This is a genomic window from Paenibacillus sp. W2I17 (assembly GCF_030815985.1).
Taxonomy (GTDB): Bacteria; Bacillota; Bacilli; order Paenibacillales; family Paenibacillaceae; genus Paenibacillus.
In genome coordinates, this window is sequence record NZ_JAUSXM010000001.1 from 3,671,136 (window position 1) to 3,691,858 (window position 20,723).

A 20,723-nucleotide genomic window follows, 5' to 3' on the forward strand; every position below is an offset into this window, starting at 1 on the left:
CTCCTTGCTTACGAGTTTATCTATATCACCCAGTCTGGGTGAATCGATTCCATTCCTATCCAATCTCCCAATCTAGCGTGTAAGAAAGGCTACAGGGTTCCCCATAGCCTTTCTGTGTGACAGGCCTTTATCCCCACAGTTCCATACGTCTACGGACTTCTTCCGTCAGCGCATCTTCATACGCTTTAATATCTGCACTTTCCTTGAGCGTAGCTTGATATTCTTCCCAAGCCTTATCAAATTCGGTTGGTGAAGTCATAATCACTTTTGGCAACCATTTGCGTTTTACATCGTCCATTTTCTGTCTGGCGATGGTCTCCGGTTTATTTGGTTCAAAATTATAGGTATAGATCGGGAACCACGGTTCATTTTCCTCCGCAGGCTCCAGGAAGTCGGTAAACTTCGTATATCCATAAGCCTTCAGCACTTTTTTGTCGATGTCATTCAATGTGGCAAGATACTCCTCCGGCTGCTCCTTAGGGTCAAGGGCATTCTTCCCGTCAGCGGTCATGCCTTCATGATGCGGGAAATAGACCAACGGGCTTCCCGTGTTTGCCAGAACCCAGTCCGGATCTTTGGAATTCGCACGTTGCTCTTCATTCCTGGAGAACACACCTTTGTCATCGACTTGGTAATCCACGCCTTCCTGTCCCCAGGTTCTCAATACCTCCATCTCAGGGTCCAGCAAATCATTAATATATTGAAGTGCTCCCTCGATATCCTCGCAGCTCTTTGTAATGGCCAAGCCACCATTCACGTTAAGGATTGGATTGTTTTGATAACGCCCTTTAACATCCTCGGAGAGTGTAATGGACAACGGTACATAGGTTTTGTCATACAATTTTTGCTTCACGAGTGATGCCTCGGCGTCAAGGAACTGCCATCCTTGATCCACCATGCCCAGCACACGTCCGGTTGAAATTTTGGAGATATATTGATCATAGTTTGCTGTAAAGGTTTCGTTATCGACGAGGCCCTGATGATATACCTCATTAATTTTCTTGAAATATGCCTTCGCTTCCGGAATGGTATTATAGTTTTTGGCCGTCAGCGTTTCTTTATCAACGATGGCTGCGCCTTCGTTAGGATAACCAGCCATGAAGAGCGGAGGGTTCTCCAGTGCGAAATAACGCCAGTCATAGGAGATAATTTCAAATCCAATTGTTGGCTGACCATCAACGGTCGGGTGAGCTGCTTTATACCGTTCAATCAAGTCGAAGTATTGGTCAAGCGTTTTGATTGTCGGATAATTATCCCACTCCAGTACGGCCTTCTGAATCCAGAATGCTTCTCCGTCATGGGATACTTTCATCGATTTCTCTTGTATATTGCCGAATTGAGGAATGAAGTAGATATGTCCATCCGTCGTATTTTTCATCTTCTTCCAGTCTTCGCCAAGGTAATTTTTGATGTTTGGATATTTATCGATGTAATCCTCAAGCGGTACTAACGCCCCTGCTGCTACCAGTTGCTGAGTACCATCACTCCCATCGATAAAATCGGGATATTCGCCGCCTGCAATGAGTACACCAATCCGCTCTTTGGCTGTTTGGCCCGTAAGCCAGTCCATCGTTACTCTGACGCCTGTTTTCTCCTCAATAGCCTTTAACACCCGATTATCGTCAGGCGCAATTTTTCCCGGTACGGCAAAAAATGCAGAAAATTGTTTCAATTCCCTTCCATCTGCTGTCTTTTCACCTTTCGAGGACGATCCTGTTGTACATCCAGTGAGTGCGATGACCAGTATTAAAGCTAGCAGAGCACTGTACTTGATTCTTTTTCTAACATCCTTTTTCATCATGACCCCTCCATCGATTATATTGACAGAAGCTTTTTGGAAAGCGCTTTCCAAAGGCTGACTTAAAATTATCATGCTTCCATGCCCCTCTCAACGGGATAAACTATAGATGGAATCCCACTAATTCCAGCATCTGCGAAAAAAAATATCCCGCCGCTCCGTCAAGGAGTGCAGGATGTTAATCAAGAGAGTACGCAGCATGGGCACTTTTACGATATTGTGCAGGAGTCTCCCCCATGAGTTTCTCGAACCGGCTAATAAAGTAATCGGAATCCCGATATCCCACCATTGTTGCGATTTCGTATACTCTTTGATCTGTTCTGCGCAACAGCCGGGCGGCTTCCTCAATACGCAATTGATTCAAATAATCACTGAAGCTGATCGAGAAATGCTTTTTGAAAATCTGACCCAGATATGCACTATTCATGTAAAATTGCTCCCCGAGCAACTTCAGGCTGATATTTTCTCTGAAATGCTCGTGAATGAAGGCCTCAATTTTGGCTAATACGCCCATCGCATTCGACTTTTGCTGCTCCTTCAGTTTCTCTGCGCACATGAGTGAGAATTCGCATAAATGTTCAATGTTTTCCTCCATGGATAACATCGCGTAGTTCACCTTCAGAAAAGTCGATTCCATCAGCCCGGAATCTGGAGTAACCGTATCGTTATTCACGAGATCCAGCAATGTGTATGCCAAATAATGCAAGTGGATGCGGACAATACCAGGCTCGATTCGCTCATCCAGAAAAAATCGAAAAATGGCCTTTGCATGACTGTATAACTCATCCGTCTGCTGTTCCTCAATAGACTTGACTAGCCCATCAAACAGTTGTTTTTCGAACTGTCCCGGCCGATTAACAAATAGGGTCGTATCCATAAGTTCGAAGTAATAAATGGGCCTGCAAGTAGTGAAGAAACGTAAGCTTTTCATTATGCCGCAGGATTGATAAGACTCGTGCAGCGCCTCCAACTCATGTACTTCCTTCCCGACATAACAAGCAATAGCCGCCTCTTGACCATGGCTCAGATCGGCATGTAATCGGGTCAAATATTGCTCCAAGGTCACTGCCTCACGGTTCACCATCAGGTCCGTAACAATGAGCAGAACCGCATTTTTATCACCTGTGAACGGCTTCAAAATTTGTCCAGGCAAGGGCCTGCCCACCCATGCCTCAACCCGAGCGCACCAATCCGTTCCCTGTTCTGGACCAGCTTCCGCCTCAATCAGGATGCAACGCAGTATGCCGGCATCTTGATAGTGGGGCTGCAGACTCGTAACAGCATCCTCCTCAGCCACCCCAAGCAAGATTGACTGCATATGCTGAGCCATAATAATCCGATCTTTTTTTTGCTGATATCGCTTCTCTTCCGTCCGCGCATTAAATGCGACCCTGAACTCCTCAAGCACCTGAACCAGTTCGGTCTTCACAATAGGCTTGAGAATATAGTCATCCACCTGGTATTTAATAGCCTGCTTGGCATATCCGAACTCATAGAATCCACTTAGAAGAATCAGCTTGATGTCACCGTTATATTGCTCGTACAAGGTTTTGGCAAGCTGCATTCCGTCCATTTCCGGCATCTTAATGTCGGAAATCACCAGATCGGGCTGCATAGCGCGTATGCACTCCAATGCCTGCATACCATTGGAAGCCTGACCGCAAATCTGAAACCCGTAAGACTCCCAATCAATTAACAATAGAAGTCCTTGGCGAATAAATGGCTCATCGTCCACAATCAGCACGTTGATCATATCCTCGCTCCTTATTCTTGAGATGCCTGCATAAGAGGAATTTGAATGCCAATCGTTGTTCCCTTCCCCTTTTCACTGAATATGTGCACCTGAACGAAATCATTAAAATACATCCGCAGCCGAATATATGCATTCATCATACCAATGCTGCTAAGCTCGCTCATCCGATCCATACTCGGGTCTTGCATCATTTTGCGGAGCGAGGCCAGCTTGTCCTGATCCATACCAACTCCGGTATCTCGAATGGAGATATACAGCTCCTTACTTCGAATTTCGAATAATACCTCCACGACCCCATCATTCGACGTCCCCTCAATGCCATGGATACAAGCATTCTCCACAAAGGTGAGCACGGTTAACTTGGGTATCATCATGGCAGCAATGGATTCGTCTGTGATCCGGATTGCGAATTGCAGCTTTTCGCCAAAGCGATACTGCTGGATACTCAGATAACTCTCCACAAAATTGATTTCCTCTGCAATTGTAATCAGATCGTCGCCCCAATTGATCGTCTGACGTAACAGCAGTGCCAGTCTATGAATGACATCGGAGGTTTCAAGCTCGTCCTTGATCAAACTCCGCATACGGATCGTTTCAAGCGTGTTGAACATGAAATGGGGATTCACCTGACTCTGAAGGGCTTTCAGCTCCGCCTGCTTTTTGGAGAGCTCAAGGGCTTGCCGCTCCACCTGACCCTTAAACACAATCTCAATCAAGTTCTTGATCTTGATGACCATCATGTTATAACTATGGGTCAGGCTGCCGATCTCGTCCTTGCCCACAGGTCCCGATATCACCTCAAATTTCTCATGCTTCACTTGATCCAGGTGCTTCGCTATCCGATCAACTCTGATGACCAGTGATCTGGATATCAACCAGATCAGCAGTGTGGGCACCAACAGATTAAGAATGATCAGCAAAGTCAAATTAAGCTTGGAATTAACAATCTCCGACAGAACGTCCAATTTCTCTGTGCTGACGACAATCTGCCAATCCTCGGATACGACGGGGATCGATTGCATGGATTGAACAGGGTCAATTGGACTGTTTGCAATCAGATTAAATGGCTGGCGCGTCTGGTTCATTTTTGAATCGTTCGAGAAAATGACCCTGCCATCCGAAACGACATACACCTTCCCATTGGCTCCCTCATTTTTAAGCGATTTGTTGATGAAAGCGTAGTCCAGATCAACCTTTAATACCTTTTCAACCTGCTGCTCCCCAAAGTAATCCAGCTTACGAATAATGCTTACTTTGCGTCCTCCCTGACTTTGCGACATCTCCGCCTGCTGTTTGTCAAAATACGAATAGATCATGATATGGTCACTCGTGTTCATCAGCGCCTGATACCAATCACTTTTCTCCACCTCATCATCCAGCTTAATGAAGTTTCCTCCATTGACGAAGGTTTCATTGCCAACATAAAACGTAATTTGATTCACCTGCTGGTAGCTGTAGTAGTACCTGACCAGATTGTTGTTGCTAAGCATATCATAGTAGGCAGAGTAATAGTCTTCCTGATCGCGATACTTGAACTCCATGAACCGGTTCAGCGTTCCATCGGTGTAGAGAAAATTGGACACATACAAGCTATTGTCTATACTGTTCCGCAGGTTGAACTTGATCCTTTGCTGCATTTCATTGAATCGGCTATGCTCCTTCTCTTCAATGTTACCTTTGATGCTTTGGTAAAACACGGTATTTGTGACCAGGACCGGGACCAGCACACAAAAAATGAACAATATGTACAACTTGGTTTTGAGACTCCAATCATCCAAAAACTGAATACGCTTACAGTATTTCTTTCGGCTCATGTTATGTCTTTGTCTCCTCTAACCATGTCATATATCAACATTATTATAACGAGTACAGGATGGGTTGGATACTGCAATCCAGGATTTCCGGGAAGCCTTTAATCAACCTCCCGTTCAACTGGCCCAACAAGACGGACACTAACACCCACATATTTTCGTATGAACCCGATCTGATCTTAAGTCGAAACGGGTATCTCGTTATAATTTCAAGAGCATTTCGTACTGGCCCACATGATATGCAAAACCTGATTTGACCAGAAGGAAATCTTCCATCGGTTTCAGATGAGACTCCACATTGAGGACACTGATTCTAGGCGATTCTGTGCGTTGGACCATCTCTGTCAGGATGCTGCTTGCAATACCTTTGCCCCGGTAATTTTGGTTCACTGCGAGCTGTGGAACATCACCTGTTTTTTGATCTATAATGCCATAGCCAACAATGCTGTGATCCTGACGTGCAACCACATAGATAAAAGCCTCCGGTACAGCGTAGATGGAATCAATTGAATTTTGCCAGGATGGCTCCACATCCCAAAATTCCTTAAACGGCTCCAAGTCGATTCTCTCCACACATTCCACCGTGCAGGTCGTTTGCGGTATGAATTTATCTTTTTGCAACTGGAAACATGAAAATTCCCTTTGAATTTTGAAGTTTTGTTTACTGTACAGCTGAACTGCAGATTCGTTGGATTGGATGACTTCCAGCAAATAGTGCTCTACATTTTTTTCTTTTAACAGCTTTTGAATATTCAAGAGCAGCTCGCTTGTTATGCCTTGCCGTCTGCAATCTTTTACAACGCCTGTCCCAAGGTCATATGCAGTTGCCTTTCCATTCCAGCTTCGAAGTCCATTGATAACAAATCCGACCATTCTCTCATCTTTAAAGGCTCCCATAGATATTTCGGGGTGATACCCCCTTCGTTGGAGCATTTGTTGAAATTTCCAAAAAGGCAAATCCATTTTAACCTGGTAGTCGGAGAATGCATCCACAAACGCCTCGTGAAGTGTCTCCATGCTTATCTTGTCCAACATCTTATAACTGTACATTAGTGCCTCTCTCCTTTAAAAAGATGAAAACAATAAAATATTAGGGCTCATGATCCCTATCCTTATTTAAATATTCTACTAAATAGTGTTAACACTATACAGTAAGTTTCTTTTAACTAATAACTAAAATAGACCGCTCCCTGGTTAAGGAATACGGTCTATTGAATTATTATTCTATGGGGATACCGATTTTATTAAACCAATTTTGGTGATCAACGTATCATACGGCTCCAATTCCATGGTCTGTTTTCCATGCTCCGTATCAATCGTCGTGGACTGAACCTGATCGCTATTATTGATCACAACCAATATGTTGCTCTCAGGGTAGTAGGCGCACTCGGTATACAAGTTATCCGTGATGTACTTTGTTTCATGGAATTCATTGCCCGCAAATCGAATCAAATTCAGAAGTAGTCTTGTATTTTCCCAGCTGAATTCGAAGGAAGGCAGATAGATCCCTTTTCCTTTTCCAAAAGCATGTGTGGACAGTGTGATCTGACCATCCGTTTCACTCACTACAGCTGCTGATCCATCAGTAAGATAAATGTTATTTTTCGGAAGTATGCTTGCCCCCTCAGGCACCAAGCCATACTCATCATTAACCTCATACGACCATTTTCCATGAACAACTCTGGAGCCTGTATCCTCATCCACCCCAAGCACATGAGCCATTCTAAAATAGCTGTCGTACCCGTCCATTGCCGAAGGCTGGTTAATGCCAACAAAGGTACCACCTTCATATACCCATTGGGTCAATAAGTCCACAGACTTGTGGTCACTCCAATGCTCTCCACCGCTCCATGCTGAACCTGCAGAGCCGGCATTGATGACAACATCTACATCCTTCAATGCGCCCTGACGAATATCATCAAAATCAATAAACTGCACATCAACAGGCAACCCGGCTAATGCCTCATTCACATGAATCAGATCATGCATATGCGTTTCATGAAAATGACCGGACAAGGTCCACGATCTTAACTTGCCCCAGGTATGCAGAACGGCTACTTTTGTCTTGATCTGATAAGGCTTTCCAGCCTGATGCAGCTCTTTCATTTCCCTGAATTCATGGGCGATCTTCTCGATATATTCCACAAAGTCCGGATAAGGCTCAACCAGATGCAAATATCCGCCCAGTCCAATCCGGTCAATCGACTCACGCAGCAGCGCACGCCGAATATTGATCCAATATTTCTTCGCATCCAGGGTAGGGTCTCCTCCCTCCTTGAAGGTAGGAAGCCCGCCTAAACCAACTGGGAACAAGTATGGATGCAATCGAATCTCATGGGTATCAGCCTTAACGCCAGAGCACATTCTTGCCTCATAACCGGAGAACACACATTTGATCATGCCGTCGAATCCAAATTCCTGAAAGCGGTCATTGTAAGGCTCCATGCCCACCCAGCTGTCATCATAGAAGACATACGCCAGCTTGTTATGTTTGTGGACAATATCAATCAACTTTTTACCGAATTCAATGACAAAATCATTGATAAATGCCATCCAGTCCAGTTTGCGCTGATCCGCAGGCATATGAGTGACCTGATATTTACCGCCATTTACAAAGTCCTCGGCGGAGAGTGAATAACCATATTTTTGAGCAAACAGATCCAGCGCTCTCGAACTCACCGTGAAATCGTATGAACCCCAATCTGAGAACAGATGGCGATTCCGCTCATCACTGCCCCAGATCCAGGCGAAGTTATAAAATAGGGACGTAAAACGTACAACCGTTGTTTCCGGGTGGTCTTGGCACCACTTTTCCATCCAATCCAGCAAATAGGTTTGGGTGTCTGTATAGATCGGGTCAATCTGCATCAGATGCTCTTTGTCCCAATTATTCGTCGTATGATTGTACATGGAAATCTCTTCCCATATCCGATAAACCATGAAACTCACCGTGTATTTATGCCAAGGAGCAACACCAGTAATGACAACATTGCCAGATTCCCTTTCATAATTCCACTGTCCTCTAGGTACCTCTTCCCCAGTCGTTCGGTCATACACCTGCCAATATTTAAACGCCTCTTTGGAATCATTCACCCTGAATTGTTCAGCAAAGAAGTCCTCCATCAGATAGATGGATACATAATCTTGCACAGCGACCTTAGGATTCGTAATGAGAAAACATTGCTGCAACTTATCCAAATTACGGGACGCCCACTCATTATGATCCCGAATAATGCAAATGGTTGAATAGATGCCGTATCCGGCATTGATAATCTCATCGGACAACTTTGTACCGTCACTGTCACGGATCACATCGGCACCCCAGCGATCGGCAAGTTCCAGCGTCAGTGCTTCATAACCGGATTCTCCCGGTAGTGTAAAGGAGCCTTTGGTTGTTTTGGACAATGTGGTTCCCTCCCTATCTCAACATATCGGACAGAAAAGCGAGTGCCAGGCCCTGACCCCAGCCCTGAATCCAGTCTTTTGGAATATTGCGATAGCCATCCCGATCCTTCATCACTGCCGTACCGCCAGATACACCAAGCACGCGTCCATCTTCGCTAATGTTGCTCAGGATGCCTTCCAGTGCCTTTTGCACATATTTGGTATGCAGTGGATTGCCATTATTGATCATGGCCGCTGCAATACCCGCAGAAGCCGATACTTCTTCATACGAATCTTCGTCATCCAAAACCGTACGCCACAAGCCATTCTCGGTCTGCACCAGCTTGAGAGCCGCCAACTGATCGCGAAGTGCACACTCTACATCCATACATTGCGGATACAAGTACCAGTCGTTGAGCTGAGGTTTCACTTGAGACATCGTATAGGCTCCCCAAGCGTTTGCTCTTCCCCAGTAAAATCCGGACATGTGGTCCTTGTTGATATTGTTATAACCGTGATACCACAGACTGCTACTCGGATCTTGCAGGTATTTGATATGCCAGTAATACTGGTTCAGCGCATCCTGAATCATGGCTTCGTCTTTTAATTTGCTACCTACGCGGAGCAGGAAAAATGCCGCCATAAACAAGGTATCCGCCCAAGCCTGTTCCGGAAAATCATTGGAAACCGATACCGTATGCTGAAGCACGTTGTCTCCAAAGCGAAGCGCATGGTTCTGGAGATAATCGACCTTGCTGAGGACAATATCCCAATATTTCTGATCTCCGGTTTCTTCATATAAAGTGATGAGCACATGGCCCATGGCACATGTATTTACCGTCCAACTTGGCAGACCCAGCTCGATATATTCATCTGCCCATTTCACCAGCCTGTCCAGAATCTCTTGGTTGCCTGTCGTCTGATAGGCTCTGGATACGCCATAATAAGCGACACCGCCGGGCCAATCCCATGTCAGATCCATATCCAGTGTTTTCTTGGTAACGTTCTCGATTACGTGTAGAATCTGTTCCCTGTCATATTTTACTTGAAGCATTGTTATTCCCCTCTCCCTGCGCACACGCCCCCAAGCGCGCCCTGAGAGGTGTCCGTCCATTTTTGTAAACGCTTTACTTATTCCATTGTACGCAGTAAAATAGTCTCAATCTAAGCATATTCACAACAAAACTGTGCAATTTCAATCATTTATACATAGGAGTCCTCGAAAATGCCCAAACCGAAGAAACCTGTCATTGAATATCGTCACTACAGTCTGCCCATTGATTTCCCTGTCCTGTTACTCAGTGGAGACCGCTGGAGAATATCCGATATCAAGAGTGAGCATCTTCATTTCCATAACCACATGGAGATTGGCATCTGTTATTCCGATGGAGGAATCATGGAGATTAAAGGAGAATCTGTGCCTTTTCGGGCAGGCGATGTCACGTTCATTCCCCGCTATCTTCCGCATACCACATACAGTTCACCTAATAACGCCAGCCTGTGGGCTTATATCTTTTTTTCACCGGAAGAACTCTTCCGCCATTCGCTCAAAACCGCCCAAAGTCACATTGAACCGAATTTATGGGCTATTCAAGGGAGCAATTGTATTTTGAATAAGGAACAGTATCCCAAAATTCACATGCTCGCAACATCAGTGGTAGAAGAGATAAAGCAGCAGTCCCCCTATTATCGGGAGAGCGCGTACGGCTTGTTGATGTCTCTATATATCGAACTGCTTCGAATTCATGCGAGCAGCGAGCGCTTGTCATCTCAGGATCAGGAACGGGAACGAGACCTCCAAGGTGACTTGGTCATCTCACCGGTGCTGGAGTTTATCACCAAAAACTATATGATGCCTGTGACCATCGATTACCTCGCTGAACTGTGTCATCTGAGTACAACGCATTTTCGCCGCAAGTTCCATGAAATTATGGGAACCACACCGCTTGATTTTCTGAACAGTACCCGGATTGAAGAGGCATGCAAACGATTAAAAAGCACCGAGGCCTCCATTCTGTCCATCTCTGAGCAGGTCGGCTTCCGATCCATCTCCAGCTTTAACCGTTGCTTCGCCAAACTGATGGGAGAATCACCCAAAGCCTGGCGCAAAGGGGCTCATACAGAAGCACAGTCTGCAAAAGCGTCGATATTGGAATTCACGGGGTGGGTATGAATTCACGTACAACTTATTGAAATAACCTTTCTCATAAAAAAGATACAAAAAAGCCCGTAAGTCGTGATGGATTGCATCCCCTAGAATTTCATCGGTTAAACCCAAGGGGTTTTCCAATGTCTATTCTAAGGGGGCAATCCACCTTAGGCTTGGGCTTTTTTTAAAAATAGATGGCCGTTCCACGCGACCCTTATACTGATACTTATTTATTAATCACAAATCGTCTAAAGCGTCTCCGTATTAAGCGTAAACCCTTCAATCACGACATCCTCGTCCACTTCAATCATGATACAACGTCTGCCTTGATAGTTCACCTGTTTCACATATCTCAGGTCTTGAGGGCTAACCGAAATCGTAGCAACCTTGGTCTCGATCTTGATGGACTTGGACGTAAACTTCGGCATAACACTGGTCGCCTTCATCTCATAGTTCTTGTTGTCAACGATCGTTTCGAAGGCACGTTCTACTTTCTCCGTTGTCAGATCCTCTATACCGCTTGCGGTCAGTACACGTTCCAGATCTTTATAATCCAGCTTTGGAGGTTCTTCCTCATGGGACTCTTCGTTAATCTCGATGACTCGGTTAATCTCCTCATATACATGTGCAATGGTGGCTGAATCGAGCTGTTCACCAGCCACTTCCTTGACGATATCTTCGAAGATCGCCCGTTCTTCCAGTGCGGTTACGGATCTTTCTCCATTCAATACATTTTCAACAAAATGCGGATCCGGGAAATTGGATTTCCCCGTACAATACAGTACACGATTCACATCGGAGTAGTTGTCCGTTACGCTAGGGTACAGGAACCCTTGCTCTGGCGTGCTTAATTTGATAATCGGATCGACAATAATGTTGTATTTGAATTCTCTCTCCACGTAATCAAACAAGAGTGTCTTCCGCTGTTTCTCCGTGGAATTCACGCTGCACAGAATGAACGGATGGGCGAACACCTCATTCTTCTCGCTCTCTTCCGTAGCTTCGTTTCTAGCCTTGGTCGGCAAGTAATACTGTCCACGCACGAACGTAGCTACCATATCCCGCTCAAATTTCGTATCCACCAACATTCGATCCACGAGCAGCAGCATCAGATCCTGCCATTCATCCGGATCACCTGTTACCAGCGCCTGGTGAAGCAATACCTGTGCTGGATCCTCCGCCGCTTCCTGGAACTTCAATTCAAATAACTTCTGATCCAAATCACCTGTCAGCAATTTTTTGAAATTGCCCATGTACAGCTCCTGCTTCTCTCTGTCCACCAGTTCGAACGGGTGACGCTCCCAGTGATATACCTCATTCGTTTCCTTCGTAATATACACGTTGAGAATATCGTAAATATTCAGTAGATCGTGATCGAGTTTAAACTGCTTGCGTATATGCGCGACTTCTTTTTTATTCATATTGGATTCGGCAACTCCTTAGATATGTTTCTGGCTTTATTAGTATAAAGGATCGACAGAAAATTTGTTGACTAACTTGTAGCTTGACGGTTACTAGATTTCAGTTACCCAAGTACGTGATATTCATAACAACACAAAAAGGGAGACACTCTCTACGTTCATACGAGCACCTCCTGCATGCGTTACATCTCCTGATGTTCTAATCTATTACAGTGATTCCCATTAACACCTTACATATTTGCGCTTGAAGCCCGTCCGCCCTTTTTCCACTGCCTTTTGGATATTCTCAGAGGCATTCAGCAGCTTGCTCTTGGGCATGTCCTTGTTCACTTCGACAGGTCCCACAGCCTGGGCTGTCTCCACTGCCTGATCGTGCAACGGTTGATAGGATGTCGCGACTGTATACAGGAAGTTGTTCATTGAATATTTCGTTCGTTCCGGAGATTCGTGAATCGTCTTTTTCACCTGTTCCAGCATCTCCATCATTTTATTCTCCGAAAACTCAGCATCCTTTCGACTGCCGAGCAACCAACAGTAACAGCTCCATCCTGCTGACATTTTCAGCTCATCTCCACTCGCGATCCACTTATCCGAAACTTCTTGAGCAATATCCGTCTCCGCCAGCGTGACGGCAACGATGAAGTCAGAGATCATGTAAAAATAAGCAGCGTCAATCCAACGGTCAAAATCAGCTTCCGTCATTGCTTGAGGATCGGCAATCACGCCCGCAAAGTACATCGCATCATAATTCCCCGTTGCATATAGTTGCTCTGCCAAAGGTTGATCCTTTTTGATCCGCTTCGCCATTGGTTTCATCGCACCGGTTGCCACGCCAAATAACGGTTCATGCGCACCATTGGAGATATAGATTTTTTTCGTTCGTTCTTTGCCCAGCGCTTCAAGCTCCTGCATCACTTCATCTAAATTCATTTCGTGACACTCCCAATCCTATAAATTATATATCTGATCATATCAAACGGACACTTATGTTTAACAAAAAACCGATGAAAAATCGCACATTATCCAATTCGAACCATTCTGCCATATGCATAATCATTCCGGCCAGATTATTACCTTTCGTATGAGGAATTCGCCACTGGGGTATTTTTCCTAAAAAAACTGAATACTATTCAAATTTCCCTGTTGCTCTGACAACCTGTTCGAGCATTATCACCGATCATAACATCTATATCATTGTTTCGCACAGATCCCTGAAAAGATAGATATAACTTCTTCGCAGACAGACATTTTTCCTTTCTTATGTTTCTACCGGCAACTTCTGATACCTGCCGAGAACCTGATTAAAAGAGCTAATTCCACCAGCACAAGCAGAGCAACATATGTCCATGTCCAAGCAACGTTAAGCTATGGCAGGATACGTCGCTCATCGTTTATGTTCAGTTTAGTGTTGTTAACAAAACCGAGATGAGAAAGGATGCGAGAGCATGAGCAACAATCAAGTGTTAGGCTTTGCCCCTGCCCTGGGCTGGAATTCGTGGAATACCTTTACGTGGGATATTAACGAACAATTAATTCGGGATGTCGCTGATGTGTTTGTATCGGAAGGTTATCTGGCCGCTGGTTACGAGTATATTGTCATTGATGATTGCTGGAGCCTGAAGGAACGTGATGCGAGCGGCAATCTGGTGGCTGACCCGGAGAAATTTCCTAGCGGAATGAGAGCGCTTTCCGATTATATCCATAGCAAAGGACTAAAGTTCGGCATGTATTCATGCGTGGGTACGCATACATGTGCCGGGTATCCGGGCAGCTTTGAGCATGAATTCCAGGATGCTGCCCTTTTTGCCGAATGGGGCGTTGATTATTTGAAGTATGATTACTGCTTCAAGCCGCGCCATATCTCAGGAGAGCTGCTGTACAAACGGATGAGCCTTGCGCTCAAAAACTGTGGACGCGATATCCTGTTCTCCGCCTGCAACTGGGGAGCCGACGACGTATACGATTGGATTCGGGAATCGGGCGCTCATATGTACCGCTCCACCGGCGATATCCGCGACAATTGGGATTCAGTGAAGGAACTTGCCCTGTCCCAATTGGGAAAACAAAGCTACACCGGCTCCTTCTGCCATAACGACATGGATATGCTGATTGTTGGTATGTACGGTGGAAGCAACAATGATTATATTGGCAGCATCGGTGGATGCAACGACATCGAATATAAAACCCACTTCTCACTCTGGTCCATGATGGGTTCACCGCTAATGATTGGATGTGACGTGCGTAAGGCTAACCAGGTTACAAAGGATATTCTCCTGAATCCTGACCTGATCGCTATCAATCAGGACGTAGAAGCGCGCGGAGCTTACCGCATTAAACCAGAGCCGCAATGGTTTCACACAGACGATGTATTTATGCTGGTGAAGGTACTCACAGATGGTGATCTGGCTATTGGCTTTTTCAACCTGAGCGACAGCCAGCGGGAATTATCATTGCAATTTTGGGATATGGGTCTGCCTTATGCTGCCGGTTATGCTCTGTCCCTGTATGACTGCTGGGAACATCAAGAGCTTGGCGTATTCCGCGAACGCTTCGCTCCCGTTGTCGCAGCACATGATTGTTTAATTGTGCGTGCCAAACTGGTGAAATAAATGGCTCAACATCGCCTGTGCACCTCCTGTCAGGTTCCGCTCTCTTCAGACGATGTGGGCATCTACCTCAAATTGATCTCGCGCTCTGCCCAGCAATTTCTGTGCATTGATTGTATAGGAGTGAAGCTGAACTGTGGACGTGAGCCTATTGAGAAGCTGATCCGTTATTTCCGAGAGTCCGGGAACTGCGCCCTGTTCCGTTAACGTTATGCCTTGGTCCGGTGCAGCGTCATGTACGCGGTTGGCGTGTGTGAAGTTGCTTTCTTGAATACTTTGGAAAAATATAACGGATCATTGTAGCCGACAGAATAAGCCACCGATTGAATCGGCAGGCCCGACGTCTTCAGCAGTTCACAGGCGCGCTCGATTCGGCAGGATGTAATATACTCCAAAACAGACTTGCCGGTTGCTGCCTTAAACAGACGAAACAAATAACTGCGCTCCAGATTAACTGCCTTTACGATCTCCGTGACGGTCAATGTCGGCTTCCAGTAGTTCTGCTCGATGTACTTTCTCGCCAGCCAGACATAATCCTTGGCGTCCACCTGCGGCTCTTTAGGATAATGTTCCATATAGTAGGAGAGCAGCAGACGCAAACGGGCATCCGCCCGCAGTAATTCATAGGATGATGCACCCGCGTTCCAGGCAAGGTGAAAAAAAGGCTGCAGCGTCTCCGGCGAGACCGTCACCACGGGTTGTACCTCTGAGAGCTGTGTCAGCCCCAGTAACCGCCCGGCATCCTCACCGCTAAACTCCACCCAGACGTACTCCCATGGATCTTGCGGGTCCGGATAATAGTAAATCTCTTTTTGCGGAAATATGATAAAGCTTTCCCCCGTAACGAGCCGAAAAACGCGGCCGCCCGTCTCCAGCGTCCCTTGGCCGCGGATAATATAGTGCAGCGCATAAACGTCACGTACACCTGGCCCCCATTGGTGAGCGTTGGCCGGCTTGTGACCACCACTGATAAAATACAAATTACTGGCTCTACTGCTCTCATGCCAAATCGGATTCAACCTTGATTCCCCCTTTCTAATGCCACGTTGATCAAATTTTCGGTAACGCTTACACGCTAAATCCAGAGAGGAGAATGTTGTATGCTTAGAATGGTTACGGTAGAACATGGACAAGTGCAAGGACTGCCCGCGGCGGACCCGCGGATTACCAGCTTCAAGGGAATTCCTTTTGCCGCACCTCCTGTAGGTGAGAACCGCTGGCGCGCTCCGCAGCCGCAGTCGAGCTGGGAAGGTGTACTGCAAGCTTTTGATTTTGCCCCCATCTCGATGCAAGCCCCAACAGTCATCGATGATAACAATATCTATACCCGCGAATGGGCCGTTGATCCCGACCTGCCCATGGACGAGGATTGTCTGTATCTGAATGTCTGGACACCAGCCAAACGCACGGATGAGAAGCTACCTGTTTTTGTCTGGTATTTTGGCGGGGGTCTGCAAGTTGGCCATACGGCCGAAATGGAATTTGATGGCGAGCGAATCGCTCGTAGAGGTATTGTCGTCGTGACGATTAATTATCGGCTGAATGCCTTCGGCTTCCTGTGCCATCCTGAGATTAGTGCCGAATCCCCCCATGCACCCGCCAACTTTGGTCATCTCGATCAGCAAGCAGGTACCCAGTGGGTCAAACGCAACATTGCCGCCTTTGGCGGTGATCCAGACCAGATCACCATCGGCGGACAGTCGGCAGGCGGAGGAAGTGTACTCAGCCAGATGACCTCTCCGCAAAATAAAGGCTTGTTCCAGCGAGTCGTCATCATGAGCGGTATAGCTACCGAGTTATACCCGAAGGTCCGCGTGCCTTCTGTCCGTTCCACACTAAGGGATGCAGAGCAAGCAGGGGTTGAATTTTTTGGCTTCCTGGGCGTATCTTCCCTGGCTGAGGCGAGACAACTGGATGCTGAATATCTCCGTGACAAAGCACTCGAATACAAAAGCTTCTGGGGAACCGTCATCGACGAACAATTCTGCGCAGGCGATCCGTTTACTCGTTTTCTTCAGCAGGAGCGCGAGGCGATCCCCGTAATGCTGGGGCATACATCTTCCGAATTTTGGACCCGTCCCGCCGCAGCCAATCTGGAAGAACTGAAGCAGATGGCTGTGGAGCTGTTTGGCGAGGATGCTCCTGCCTTTTTGCAGCTATGTGAGGCTGATACCGGCCAAATCGAACATGCTCTGCAACAAGCATCGGTCCGCATGATCCAGCATGCCATTCTGCTCGCCATCCGCGCGAACAGCGGTCATCCGTCTGAAACGCCTCTCTACTATTATAACTTCGATGCCGAGATTCCGGGCTGGGACCAGCCAGGCACTTTTCACTCCGTCGATCTGTGGTTTTTCTTCGAAACACTCGCCAAATGCTGGCGGCCTTTCACAGGCAAGCATTATGATCTGGCTCGCCAAATGTGTAATTATTTATCCAACTTTATTGCTACAGGTGATCCAAACGGTTCGGACTCCACCGGAAAGCTGATGCCTCATTGGACTCCTTGTACTACGGAACAGCCGTATCTCATGGAATTTGGCGATCAGGCTCAATTACAGAAGGCTGAGCCCGGACCGATGCTCGCGTTTCTAATTGAACAATATTTCAAGAAACAGAATGCACCTGTTGTTTAAAACATGAGGCTTGCCCTCTCACGATATATGTAAGAGCCATGCTGTCGCATGGCTCTTTTTGTATAGTGTGAATGGTAGAGCGATGTTCTTTCGCCTATGCCTATTTAGCAAGTTACTCCACTACAGCAGTCTAAGGTAACAATCAGGCAGCCAAAGGAATCCCACGAACATTCAGCATCATTCCAAGAGATTCGTTATATATGAGTCTGTGTTGGTTTATTGAAGATGACAGGTAGCGTAATCTGTAATGAAAAGATATCCCTTTCCTGCGACACCGTCAACGTCCCGTTATGCTGCTGGATCATTTTCTGACAACTAACGAGCCCAATTTCGTTGCTATCTTTCTTTTTGCCAACACGTTTAATCTTATTCTCCACCTCAAGAATGACCCATTGTTGCCTCAAAGAAATCTGGATATGAACGGGATGCACTGGATCGGCGTATTTTCGAATATTTGAAAATACGTTATCCATTACGCGACGCATGGCGACCAGATTGATTTCCAGCAAAAACTCCTCATGATGAGCATCTGTCTGAACCTGCACATCTATATCGTCCAAAACCACTAATTGCTCATCTATGAGTTGATCGATAAGAGCTCTGCCCTCATACATTTCAAATTCTACTTCCTCTTCTTCAGCCGCCGAGGATACCGTAAAATATTCGAATAGTTTGTCCGACAGCACTTTGATCTGATAGGCCTTCTCCCGGCTATTATGAATATACTGCAATAGATCCTCATGTGTCTTATATTTGTTGAGCTCTATGATATCCATATATCCTAATAGAATCGTGAGTGGCGTTCGCAAATCATGGGAAATCGCCGTGATCAATTCACGGTTGGCCATCCTGACCCTCTCCTCGCTGTCCAGCCGCTCCACAAATGATTTCCTCATCTCATCAATACTCTGGGCCAGAGATGACAGTTCATCCTTTCCAGATATCGTAATCGAATAATCCAAATTTCCACCTTCGAGTATTTTGATCTCTTGTTCAAGCACGCCAATATAAGATGTTTTCTTATTAATCATCAGTAGAAAGGAAACAATAAACACAATGGCCGCTATGAAAACACCAATAATCAGAATGAGGTTGTAGTATTGATACTCATAAAAGCTAACCAAGTATATCTGGGCATCCTGATCCGCAAAATGGATGGTGGTGATGGGTATTTTTGATGGCACGAATTGAGTTAACAACTCTTCATTAATGGCAGGATCAATCTCCGTGTTGGAGGAAAATATCAATTTGTCTTTTGCAAAAATATATAGATTTAAGTAGCGCTCATGTCTTATCCAGGCAGACAATTGCTCATGATCACGGGTTGACACGTTCTGTTTATCCACAAATGCTTCGAATCGATCAAGCGCATCTTGCTGCCTATTCTCTACAAAAGTGGATTTGCTTAAATAACTATCCAATACAGTCTCGCCAACAACTTGTAAAATAACGAGTGCACTTATGGAAATGACCAAAGAAATGACAACCGCCAGAACCAGTTTAATCTTCAGCTTTTTTCCGATTAATAATCTATTCAATTTTGTACCCCTTCCCCCAAACGGTCTTCACATATTTAGGGTTCTGCGGGTCATCCTCCAGTTTGCCTCTCAAGTTACGAATATGAACCATGACCGTGTTATTACACGTATAAAAGTAGGGTTGCCCCCAAACACTCTCATATATATTTTCTGCCGAGAATACCTTTCGTCGTTTCTTAGCCAACAGCAGCAAAATTTGGTATTCAATTTCAGTTAGAGCAATTTCCTTCTCTCCAACAAACACGGCTTTTGAATCCTGATGGACCGTAAGATCCTTAACGATAATTTGGTCCGCTTCTTCCGTCTTCTCCTTGCCCCGATATACATAATACCTCCGCAGTAAAGCCTTCACCCTCGAAACGAGTTCTGTATAAGAAAAAGGCTTGGACAAAAAGTCATCACTGCCTGAGGAAAAGGCCAATTGTTTGTCAGAGTCCTGAGTTTTCGCTGTGAGAAACAGGATCGGTGCACTTGTTTTTTCACGAATCTCCAGACACGCCTTCAGCCCCGATTTATTGGGCATCATCATATCCAAAATAATGAGATCCGTCTCTTCGCTCACTTTATCAATCGCATCTTGACCATCTATCGCTTCAATCACTTCATAATTCTCACTCTCTAACAAGATCCTTACAATTTCACGAATTTCACTGTTATCATCAGCAATTAGAATTTTCTTGCTCATCTGATCCCTCCGTCTAATTTCAGTATAATATGCGCTATTAGCGACTACCAGCAAATACAATCGACTTAAGAATTCTTCAGAAGTTATGTAGGTATCTCTTAATAATTTCGTCTTATACTGTAAATATGTAGAAGTTATTACACAAAGGGGTCGTCAGGAATGCCACAAACTTCGAAAAAAGTAATGATTAACATATTGTTGGGTCTGTTCATCATGTTGTCCATTGGTCTACTGGTGTATTATTTTCCTGCCATTATTAGAATCATGTCTTCCATGGACAACTTCAGAGCGTATATTCACTCAACAGGCCATTGGGGTCCGGTCATGTTTATTTTATTCCAGATTCTTCAGATCGTGGTTGCACCCATTCCAGGAGAAGTGGTACAGGTCGCAGGCGGTTATATCTACGGGGTTACAATTGGGTCCTTGTATACTACAATAGGCTTGATTATAGGCTCAGCGATCGCCTTCTATTTCACCCGTTATATCGGTCGCGCCTATATTTCACGACTAATGCAAAAGAAAAATAATAAGTGGATGTCGTTAATTCATGATGAGAAGAAGTTCTCCGCATTTTTATTCATCTTTTTCGTAATTCCCGGCTTACCCAAAGACATGCTTGTATTTGTCGCCGCACTTACATCGATTAGTTCGTTTAGGTTCTTCACGATCCTTATCGTCGGTCGTCTGCCGTGGATCATCGCATCTACCGTTATAGGGTCCACGATTCATATGCAACAATACACAATCGCCATTATTATTTCTGTTATCGCTGTGATCGGGTTCGTACTCGGTTATATCTATAGGGAGAAATTGGTGGGATTGTTCTCCCGGTCAGACAGTACCAAAGCCAAACCCAAGGCTATACGCAGTTATAGTACGAATAGGGAGTCTCGTAAAATAAAAAGAGATACAACATGAACATAGCCAATCTATTGATAT

The 20,723-nt window shown here is 45.5% G+C and carries 16 protein-coding genes; 5 read left to right on the forward strand and 11 right to left on the reverse strand.

All coding sequences use genetic code 11. From position 1 onward, the window contains the following. Positions 1-127 precede the first annotated feature (127 nt). The 6 genes from QF041_RS16260 to QF041_RS16285 form a co-directional block, all read right to left on the reverse strand. Positions 128-1,801 carry an extracellular solute-binding protein gene (locus tag QF041_RS16260; RefSeq protein ID WP_307414932.1) on the reverse strand — a complete coding sequence of 558 codons (1,674 nt, stop codon included), beginning with the start codon at positions 1,799-1,801 and terminating at the stop codon, positions 128-130. 175 nt (positions 1,802-1,976) lie between these two features. After that, on the reverse strand, positions 1,977-3,551 hold the full coding sequence (locus QF041_RS16265; RefSeq protein WP_307414933.1) for a response regulator: 1,575 nt from the start codon (positions 3,549-3,551) through the stop codon (positions 1,977-1,979). A gap of 11 nt (positions 3,552-3,562) precedes the next feature. Then, positions 3,563-5,365 carry a cache domain-containing sensor histidine kinase gene (locus QF041_RS16270; RefSeq protein WP_307414934.1) on the reverse strand — a complete coding sequence of 601 codons (1,803 nt, stop codon included), beginning with the start codon at positions 5,363-5,365 and terminating at the stop codon, positions 3,563-3,565. A 198-nt stretch (positions 5,366-5,563) separates the two neighbouring features. Then, positions 5,564-6,412: a GNAT family N-acetyltransferase gene (locus tag QF041_RS16275; RefSeq protein WP_307414935.1), complete on the reverse strand. Its 849-nt coding sequence runs from the start codon at positions 6,410-6,412 to the stop codon at positions 5,564-5,566. A gap of 174 nt (positions 6,413-6,586) precedes the next feature. Further along, a complete protein-coding gene (gene gnpA, locus QF041_RS16280) occupies positions 6,587-8,767 on the reverse strand; it encodes a 1,3-beta-galactosyl-N-acetylhexosamine phosphorylase (protein ID WP_307414936.1) in 2,181 nt (726 codons plus the stop codon). Between the two features lie 13 nt (positions 8,768-8,780). Beyond that, positions 8,781-9,800, reverse strand: a complete 1,020-nt coding sequence (locus tag QF041_RS16285) for a glycoside hydrolase family 88/105 protein (protein WP_145326245.1) — start codon at positions 9,798-9,800, stop codon at positions 8,781-8,783. Between the two features lie 171 nt (positions 9,801-9,971). Here QF041_RS16285 and QF041_RS16290 point away from each other — a divergent pair, with 171 nt between their 5' ends. Beyond that, positions 9,972-10,919, forward strand: coding sequence for an AraC family transcriptional regulator (locus tag QF041_RS16290; protein WP_307414937.1), 948 nt, complete (start codon positions 9,972-9,974; stop codon positions 10,917-10,919). A gap of 224 nt (positions 10,920-11,143) precedes the next feature. On the opposite strand, the gene QF041_RS16295 is transcribed toward QF041_RS16290, so the two are convergent. Together QF041_RS16295 and QF041_RS16300 are read right to left on the reverse strand one after the other, a co-directional pair. Beyond that, positions 11,144-12,316 carry a DUF4317 domain-containing protein gene (locus tag QF041_RS16295; protein WP_169482339.1) on the reverse strand — a complete coding sequence of 391 codons (1,173 nt, stop codon included), beginning with the start codon at positions 12,314-12,316 and terminating at the stop codon, positions 11,144-11,146. A 222-nt stretch (positions 12,317-12,538) separates the two neighbouring features. Next, on the reverse strand, positions 12,539-13,246 hold the full coding sequence (locus QF041_RS16300) for a DNA alkylation repair protein (RefSeq protein WP_307414938.1): 708 nt from the start codon (positions 13,244-13,246) through the stop codon (positions 12,539-12,541). Between the two features lie 515 nt (positions 13,247-13,761). On the opposite strand from QF041_RS16300, the gene QF041_RS16305 reads away from it, so the two are divergent. Both QF041_RS16305 and QF041_RS16310 read left to right on the forward strand, forming a co-directional pair. After that, positions 13,762-14,925: a glycoside hydrolase family 27 protein gene (locus QF041_RS16305; protein ID WP_307414940.1), complete on the forward strand. Its 1,164-nt coding sequence runs from the start codon at positions 13,762-13,764 to the stop codon at positions 14,923-14,925. Continuing rightward, complete coding sequence (locus tag QF041_RS16310; protein ID WP_074093540.1) at positions 14,926-15,129, forward strand: hypothetical protein; 204 nt, start codon at positions 14,926-14,928, stop codon at positions 15,127-15,129. Between the two features lie 2 nt (positions 15,130-15,131). On the opposite strand, the gene QF041_RS16315 is transcribed toward QF041_RS16310, so the two are convergent. Next, positions 15,132-15,941 carry a helix-turn-helix domain-containing protein gene (locus QF041_RS16315; RefSeq protein ID WP_307414941.1) on the reverse strand — a complete coding sequence of 270 codons (810 nt, stop codon included), beginning with the start codon at positions 15,939-15,941 and terminating at the stop codon, positions 15,132-15,134. Between the two features lie 81 nt (positions 15,942-16,022). Between QF041_RS16315 and QF041_RS16320 the strand changes: the two genes are divergently transcribed. Further along, positions 16,023-17,558: a carboxylesterase/lipase family protein gene (locus tag QF041_RS16320; RefSeq protein WP_307414942.1), complete on the forward strand. Its 1,536-nt coding sequence runs from the start codon at positions 16,023-16,025 to the stop codon at positions 17,556-17,558. 194 nt (positions 17,559-17,752) lie between these two features. Here QF041_RS16320 and QF041_RS16325 read toward each other — a convergent pair whose 3' ends face one another. Continuing rightward, positions 17,753-19,096, reverse strand: a complete 1,344-nt coding sequence (locus tag QF041_RS16325) for a sensor histidine kinase (RefSeq protein WP_307414943.1) — start codon at positions 19,094-19,096, stop codon at positions 17,753-17,755. Beyond that, positions 19,089-19,781 (reverse strand): response regulator transcription factor, encoded by a 693-nt coding sequence (locus QF041_RS16330; RefSeq protein WP_307414944.1) that lies wholly within the window; start codon positions 19,779-19,781, stop codon positions 19,089-19,091. The genes QF041_RS16325 and QF041_RS16330 overlap by 8 nt, the downstream gene beginning before the upstream one ends. A 159-nt stretch (positions 19,782-19,940) precedes the next feature. On the opposite strand from QF041_RS16330, the gene QF041_RS16335 reads away from it, so the two are divergent. Further along, positions 19,941-20,702: a TVP38/TMEM64 family protein gene (locus QF041_RS16335; protein ID WP_307414945.1), complete on the forward strand. Its 762-nt coding sequence runs from the start codon at positions 19,941-19,943 to the stop codon at positions 20,700-20,702. Positions 20,703-20,723 lie beyond the last annotated feature (21 nt).

Bases quoted from the DNA above. Each gene is read 5' to 3' on its own strand.
- QF041_RS16275 (WP_307414935.1), bottom strand. From the start codon at position 6,412: ATGTACAGTTATAAGATGTTGGACAAGATAAGCATGGAGACACTTCAC.
- QF041_RS16290 (WP_307414937.1), top strand. From the start codon at position 9,972: ATGCCCAAACCGAAGAAACCTGTCATTGAATATCGTCACTACAGTCTG.
- QF041_RS16310 (WP_074093540.1), top strand. From the start codon at position 14,926: ATGGCTCAACATCGCCTGTGCACCTCCTGTCAGGTTCCGCTCTCTTCA.
- QF041_RS16265 (WP_307414933.1), bottom strand. From the start codon at position 3,551: ATGATCAACGTGCTGATTGTGGACGATGAGCCATTTATTCGCCAAGGA.
- QF041_RS16295 (WP_169482339.1), bottom strand. From the start codon at position 12,316: ATGAATAAAAAAGAAGTCGCGCATATACGCAAGCAGTTTAAACTCGAT.
- QF041_RS16300 (WP_307414938.1), bottom strand. From the start codon at position 13,246: ATGAATTTAGATGAAGTGATGCAGGAGCTTGAAGCGCTGGGCAAAGAA.
- QF041_RS16320 (WP_307414942.1), top strand. From the start codon at position 16,023: ATGCTTAGAATGGTTACGGTAGAACATGGACAAGTGCAAGGACTGCCC.
- QF041_RS16330 (WP_307414944.1), bottom strand. From the start codon at position 19,781: ATGAGCAAGAAAATTCTAATTGCTGATGATAACAGTGAAATTCGTGAA.
- QF041_RS16335 (WP_307414945.1), top strand. From the start codon at position 19,941: ATGCCACAAACTTCGAAAAAAGTAATGATTAACATATTGTTGGGTCTG.
- QF041_RS16270 (WP_307414934.1), bottom strand. From the start codon at position 5,365: ATGAGCCGAAAGAAATACTGTAAGCGTATTCAGTTTTTGGATGATTGG.
- QF041_RS16285 (WP_145326245.1), bottom strand. From the start codon at position 9,800: ATGCTTCAAGTAAAATATGACAGGGAACAGATTCTACACGTAATCGAG.
- QF041_RS16305 (WP_307414940.1), top strand. From the start codon at position 13,762: ATGAGCAACAATCAAGTGTTAGGCTTTGCCCCTGCCCTGGGCTGGAAT.
- QF041_RS16260 (WP_307414932.1), bottom strand. From the start codon at position 1,801: ATGATGAAAAAGGATGTTAGAAAAAGAATCAAGTACAGTGCTCTGCTA.